Here is a 6606-nt window from a genome sequence, read left to right as displayed (position 1 = left end):
GGGCTAGGGGCTAGGGGCTAGGGAAGAAGGGAAGAAGGGAAGAAGGAAGGGGGAAAGGGGGAAAGGGAGACTGAGAGAATTTTTCCCCAATTACCAATTATCAATTACCAATTACCAATTACCAATTACCAATTACCAATTACCAATTACCAATGTTTCAGGAATCTCAAATCCAGCCCCAACAACTGAAACAGCTACAGGACTTACCTCTACACTTGTTGATTGTAGAAGACGTGGCGGAAGATGCAGAACTGATGGTACTCGCCTTAGAATCAGCAGGTGTAAATTTTACATGGGATCGAGTTGAAACAGCCAGAGATTGCGAAGATTTACTTACAAATACCACTTACGATGCTGTTCTGGCAGATTATCGCCTACCTGGTTTTAATGGGTTGGAGGTGTTGAAATTAGTGCAGCAATCAGGACAAGAAATTCCTTTGATTCTGGTAACGGGGAGTTTGGGCGAAGAAGCAGCAGTTGAGTGCATTAAAGCTGGAATGACAGACTTTGTATTAAAAGATAGACTATTTCGCTTGCCCACAGTTTTAGAAAGAGCCCTGAGAGAATTTAAACTGCGTCGGCAACAGCAACAAGCGATCGCCTCCTTACAGCGTCAAGCTCAGCGAGAAGCAATCATTAATAGAATAGTACAGGCGATGCGGAGCACTCTTGCTCTGGACGAAGTAATGCAAATAACAGTAGATCAGTTACAAACAGCATTGGAAACAACGCGCTGCCTCATTTGTAAAGTAGAAATAAATAATCAAACAAGAGCTTGTTATGTAAGCATGACCGCTACTAACAGAGAAAACATCATCGGAGTTCAATGCGGATTCTCCAGAGTACACTACCAAACTCTCAGTCAAGGAGAAACAGTAATTGCCTCCGATTTTGACAACTTTCCGCCTCAAATACAAGACTTACTGAGGATATTTGAAGTCCGTTCCCTAGCAATGATACCCCTGCTATACCGCGACTCATTTTTAGGAGTAATTTCCCTGCATCAATGCGATCGCCCTAGAGAATGGAACTCAGAAGAAATATCCTTAGTAAAAGTAATTGCCGATCAGTGCGCGATCGCCATCCACCAAACCGAACTCTATCAAAAAGCCCAAGCCGAACTCGCAGAGCGCAAACGAGCAGAAGAATCTGTACGGCTGATCCAGCAACAGTTTGCAGCAATAGCGGCCAACATTCCTGGCTCCGTCTACCGCATCGCCATCCATCCCGATGGCAATATGTCACTGCTTTACATCAGCCCAGGCGTGCAGGAAATTACAGGCATTTCCCCAGCAGAAGCAATAGCCCGCCCAGAGAGCTTAATAGAAATCATCCATCCCGATGACAAAGCCATGTTCGACACCTCCCTACAAACTTCGATCGAGACACTTCAACCTTGCCATCGGGAATACCGAGTCATCTCAACCTCCGGTCAGGTAAAGTGGGTGCAAGATAGCGGTCATTTTTCCAAAGACAGCAACGGCAATGTAATCATAGACGGAGTAGCTCTCGATATCAGCAATGCCTACGGCGAGCTTAGCTTACGCAAACAGGCAGAAGAAGCACTCCGTCAAAGAGAACAGCGATTTCGCTCCTTAATTGAAAACGCCACCGACATCACCGTAATTCTGAACGCTAGCGGGGAATACGATTACATCAGCCCTTCAGTCAAACGAATTTTAGGATACGCACCCGAAATCGCGATCGGTCGCAGCGCCCTCAGCCTAGCTCATCCAGACGACACAGCAGCGATCGCGCAAAATCTCAGCAAAGCAATTCAAAACCCAGGTATCAGCCAATCACCCATAGAGTACCGAGTTCGTCACCGCACCGGTTCCTGGTGCGTATTAGAAGCCGTAGCCACCAACTTACTGCACGACCCAGCCGTAAACGGGATCGTGATTAACTGTCACGACATCACAGCCCGCAAATTAGCCGAACAACAACTGCTGCACGATGCTTTTCACGACGGACTTACAGGTTTAGCCAACCGCGCCCTATTTCGGGAACGCTTAGATCATGCCTTCGCCATAGCCAAACGGCGCAAAGACTATTTGTTTGCCGTAATGTTTCTAGATCTGGATCGATTTAAGGTAGTCAACGACAGTTTAGGCCACGCCATAGGCGATCGCCTGCTAATCGCGATCGCCCGCCGCCTCGAAAAATCCCTCCACCCCGGAGACACAGTGGCCCGCCTCGGCGGAGACGAATTTGTAATCTTGCTCGAAGACATCGACAGCCTAAGTAGTGCCACCAATCTAGCCAACCTACTGCACCAAGAACTCACATCCCCATTTACTCTAGACGGACACGAAGTATTCATCACCGTCAGCATCGGCATCGCCCTGAGTTCCCCCGAATGTGAAGACGCAGCCAACCTCTTGCGCGACGCAGACACAGCCATGTACCGCGCCAAAGAAAAAGGTCGCGCCCGCCACGAAGTCTTCAACACCTCCATGCACGCCCACGCCTTGCGCCTGTTGCAGATAGAAAACGACTTGCGAAAGGCGATCGAAGCAATTAAAAAAGAACAGTATATAAACAGCACAGCGCCAAAACTTCAAAACTCCGCAGCAGCCGAGAGCAACGAGCAGAACATAATCCTCTCTCAATTACCAACTACCAATCACCGCCTACCAATTACCATCCCCCAATTTTTGATTCACTACCAGCCGATAGTATCCCTCTCAACTGGCAAAATTACAGGTTTCGAGGCACTTGTCAGATTGCAACACCCAGAACGCGGCTTAGTTTCTCCCGCAGAATTTATCCCAGTCGCAGAAGAAACCGGACTAATTATACCCATTGGTCAGTGGGTACTACGAGAGTCCTGCCGCCAGATTCGCCAATGGCAGCAGCAATTTCCTCACCGCCTCCCCTTAACAGTCAGCGTCAATCTCTCCGTTAAACAGTTTTCCCAACCTGATTTAATCGCGCAAATCGATCGCATTCTCCGAGAAACTGACCTAGATGGTCGGAGTTTAAAACTAGAAATTACAGAAAGCGTGCTGATGGAAAATTCCCAATCCGTCACCGCCCTCCTTAAAGAGCTCAAAGCTAGAAATATTCACTTGTGCATCGATGACTTCGGCACAGGTTATTCTTCCTTAAGTTATCTACACCGCTTCCCCACTGATACTCTAAAGATTGACCGCTCCTTTGTCAGCAGAATGGGTGTGGAAAGCAACATCAACCAGGGAAGCATCGATCCCACTGAAATTGTCCGCTCCATAGTCACCTTAGCCCACAATCTAGGCATGGATGTGGTAGCCGAAGGAGTGGAAAAGGCTTCCCAACTCGCTCTACTTAGAGCCTTAAAGTGCGATGGTGGGCAGGGATACTTTTTTTCTAGACCAGTGGACAGTTGGGCAGCAGCGGCTTTGATAGCGAAGGATGAAGGTGATTTTGAAAGCAGGGGCTAGGGGCTACGATGCTCAGGGCTAGGGACTAGGGAAAGGGAGAGGGGGAGATGGAGAGGATGGGGAAGGTAACTAGGAGGGATTAGCAATTAGCAATTAGCAATTAGCAATTAGCAATTAGCAATTAGCTATTAGCAATTAGCTATTAGCAACTATAAATGATCTCTTTTGCCCTGAAAATCCTAAAATCTTATTAAAGCTGTCCAGTCCGACATCAAAAGCTGTCCAGTCCGACATCAGTTTTATAACTAAATCAATGTGAGTCACTATGGCTATTGGTTATCTCGCTCTCGTTCTCCACGCCCACCTGCCTTTCGTCCGCCACCCCGAAAGCGACTACGTTTTAGAAGAAGAATGGCTATTTGAGGCGATTACTGAAACCTACGTACCCCTGCTACAAGTATTTGAAGGGCTAAAACGCGACGGCATTGACTTCAAAATTACTATGAGCATGACACCGCCTTTAGTGGCGATGTTGCGCGATCCTCTGCTCCAAGACCGCTACGACGACCATTTGGCTAAACTAGAAGAACTTACCGAACTAGAAATCGAACACAATGCCCAAAACGGTCACGTTCGCTATCTGGCGGAACACTACGCTACTAGCTTTAATCAAGTCCGCAACCTCTGGGAACGCTACGATCGCGACTTGGTAAAAGCCTTTAAGCAGTTCCAAGACACTAACAACCTCGAAATTATCACCTGTGGCGCTACTCACGGCTATTTGCCACTGATGAAGATGTATCCCGAAGCAGTGTGGGCGCAAATTAAAGTAGCCTGCGAACACTACGAGCAAAACTTCGGTCGCCCTCCTAAAGGGATTTGGCTGCCCGAATGTGCTTACTATGAAGGCTTGGAGCGGATGTTAGCCGATGCTGGGCTGCGCTATTTCCTCACTGACGGTCACGGTATCCTTTACGCTCGTCCTCGTCCGCGCTATGGTAGCTACGCTCCGATCTTTACTGAGTCTGGCGTGGCGGTGTTTGGACGCGATCATGAGTCGTCGCAGCAGGTTTGGTCTTCGGAGGTGGGATATCCGGGAGCACCAGAGTATCGCGAATTCTATAAAGATTTGGGCTGGGAAGCCGAATACGATTACATTAAGCCCTACATAATGCCCAATGGTCAACGTAAGAATACTGGGATTAAGTATCACAAAATTACTGGCAGGGGTTTGGGTTTGGGTGATAAGGCCCTTTATGACCCCTACTGGGCAAGGGAAAAGACGGCGGAGCACGCTAGCAATTTTACTTTCAACCGGGAACGCCAAGTAGATCACCTCTACGGGATTATGCAGCGGCCTCCGATTATTGTTTCGCCTTATGATGCTGAACTTTTTGGCCACTGGTGGTATGAGGGCCCTTGGTTCTTAGATTATTTGTTCCGTAAGTCTTGGTATGACCAACATACTTACGAGATGACTCACTTGGCAGATTATTTGCAGGGAAACCCTACTCAGCAAGTTTGTCGCCCTTCTCAGTCAAGTTGGGGTTTCCGGGGGTTCCACGAGTATTGGCTCAATGATACTAATGCTTGGATTTACCCGCACTTGCATAAGGCGACTGAGCGGATGATTGAGCTGGGAAACCGCGAACCTGCGGATGAGTTGGAGTGGCGGGCTCTTAACCAGGCGGCGCGGGAATTGTTGCTAGCTCAGTCTTCTGACTGGGCGTTTATTATGCGGACGGGGACTATGGTTCCTTATGCGGTACGGCGGACGCGATCGCATTTAATGCGTTTGCACAAACTCTATGATGAGGTGAAAGAGGGCAAGGTTGACTCCGGTTGGTTGGAAAAGGTGGAGGCGATCGATAATATCTTCCCTGAAATTAACTACCGGGTCTATAGATCGCTTTAGGAGTAAGAAGGAAGAGGCAACTCAAAACTCAAAACTTCTTGGCTCTCCCCCTGGGGGAGCTTTTTTGTGGGCGACTGCAACCGCTTTCAGCGGTTAGGGGCTAGGGGCTAGGGCCTAGGGGCTAGGGAAAGAAGAGGAAGAAGGGAATAGAATTAAGGGTTTGAGGAAACTAAGTAAATCCACCTAATTAAACATAAGATCGGGATGGCTAAAAAGCTGACTGTATAAACATTCTTCCTTCTCTCCTAGATAACTAAATTTTTCTTCCTTCTTCCTTCTTCCTTCTACTTAGAATGTCCTAAACAGTTACTCCCTGAACTACACTACTGGCAGTTACTCCCTTTAATATAGCTAAATATTCACCCGTTACCTGGTACTGAATGATTGTATCAGCAATATTTAGACCTGTGCCTTGAGAGATATTTAAGTGGTTAAAAGTAAGGGAACTCAATAAATCAATTTTGTCTTGATTTGGGGTAAAATCAGTAATTACATCGGCAGCGACTAAGCTGGTTCCGCCAGTGCCGATCGCGATCGCAAACACATCAAAACCCAATCCGCCTGTGATAGTGTCGGCCCCCATTTCTCCAAATAAGTAATCATTGCCCGCGTCACCAAACAGTAGATCGTCACCATCGCCGCTGTAAATGCGATCGCTTTCCTTACCTCCATAAATCAAGTCAGTACCACCGTCACCGCGAATAAATTCAATTCCTTGGCCGCCAAAAATAATGTCATTGCCATCACCGCCGCTGATACCGTCATCACCTTTTTGTCCGTAAAGCAAGTCATCCCCTGCTTTGCCATCAAGATAATCATTGCCGGGGCGTGCGTGGATAATGTCATTCAATGCCGATCCTGTTATGCGATCGTCCTTATCTGTCAAACCGATTACTGACTTTTGGGACAAGGTTTTGACATCGCCTAAGTTGTCGTTATCGCTGATATTGACTGTAAGAGGGGCGGCGAGATTATTATACAATGTGTCAGCACTGGTGGTGGCATGGGCGATCGCGCTGACACGATCGCCCTCAACAACCGCATCGTTAACCGCAGTCACCGTTAACGTTTGGGCGATATTCCAATTGGCAGGAGTAAAAGTAAGGGCAGGTTGGCTGACGGTAACTTGGGTTCCAGGGGTAATAGCAACGGTGACATTAGTAGTTGGCTGATTATTTAATCGCACTTTGTATATATCGCTGCCCAAGCTTTCGAGTACGTCGGTACTGCCAAGTGGTTCAAGGAAAATGACTGTGGGAGTACCTGGAGGTACTGTAGGTGTAGGTGTACTGGTAGGAGTTGGCGTGGCGGTAGGAGTTGGCGTAATAG

General features: G+C 47.8%; 3 protein-coding genes. 2 read left to right on the top strand and 1 reads right to left on the bottom strand.

The window, feature by feature from the left end; all coding sequences use genetic code 11:
• Positions 1-152: 152 nt before the first annotated feature.
• Together PN499_RS06355 and PN499_RS06350 are read left to right on the top strand one after the other, a co-directional pair.
• The gene (locus PN499_RS06355) at positions 153-3422 is read left to right on the top strand and encodes an EAL domain-containing protein (protein WP_272030849.1); all 3270 of its coding nucleotides are present in this window, start codon (positions 153-155) and stop codon (positions 3420-3422) included.
• 265 nt (positions 3423-3687) lie between these two features.
• Entirely contained in the window at positions 3688-5277 is a 1590-nt protein-coding gene (locus PN499_RS06350; RefSeq protein WP_272030848.1) for a glycoside hydrolase family 57 protein, read from the top strand.
• 298 nt (positions 5278-5575) lie between these two features.
• Here the strand turns inward: PN499_RS06350 and PN499_RS06345 are convergent.
• Positions 5576-6606, bottom strand: a 1031-nt coding sequence (locus PN499_RS06345) for a calcium-binding protein (protein WP_417063863.1), incomplete at its 5' end; no start/stop codon positions are given.

The sequence above is a fragment of the Kamptonema animale CS-326 genome (assembly GCF_028330895.1).
Taxonomy (GTDB): domain Bacteria; phylum Cyanobacteriota; class Cyanobacteriia; order Cyanobacteriales; family Microcoleaceae; genus Kamptonema; species Kamptonema formosum.
The sequence above is the reverse complement of the archived record's forward strand: the minus strand, read 5'-3'. Positions and strand labels throughout refer to the sequence as shown.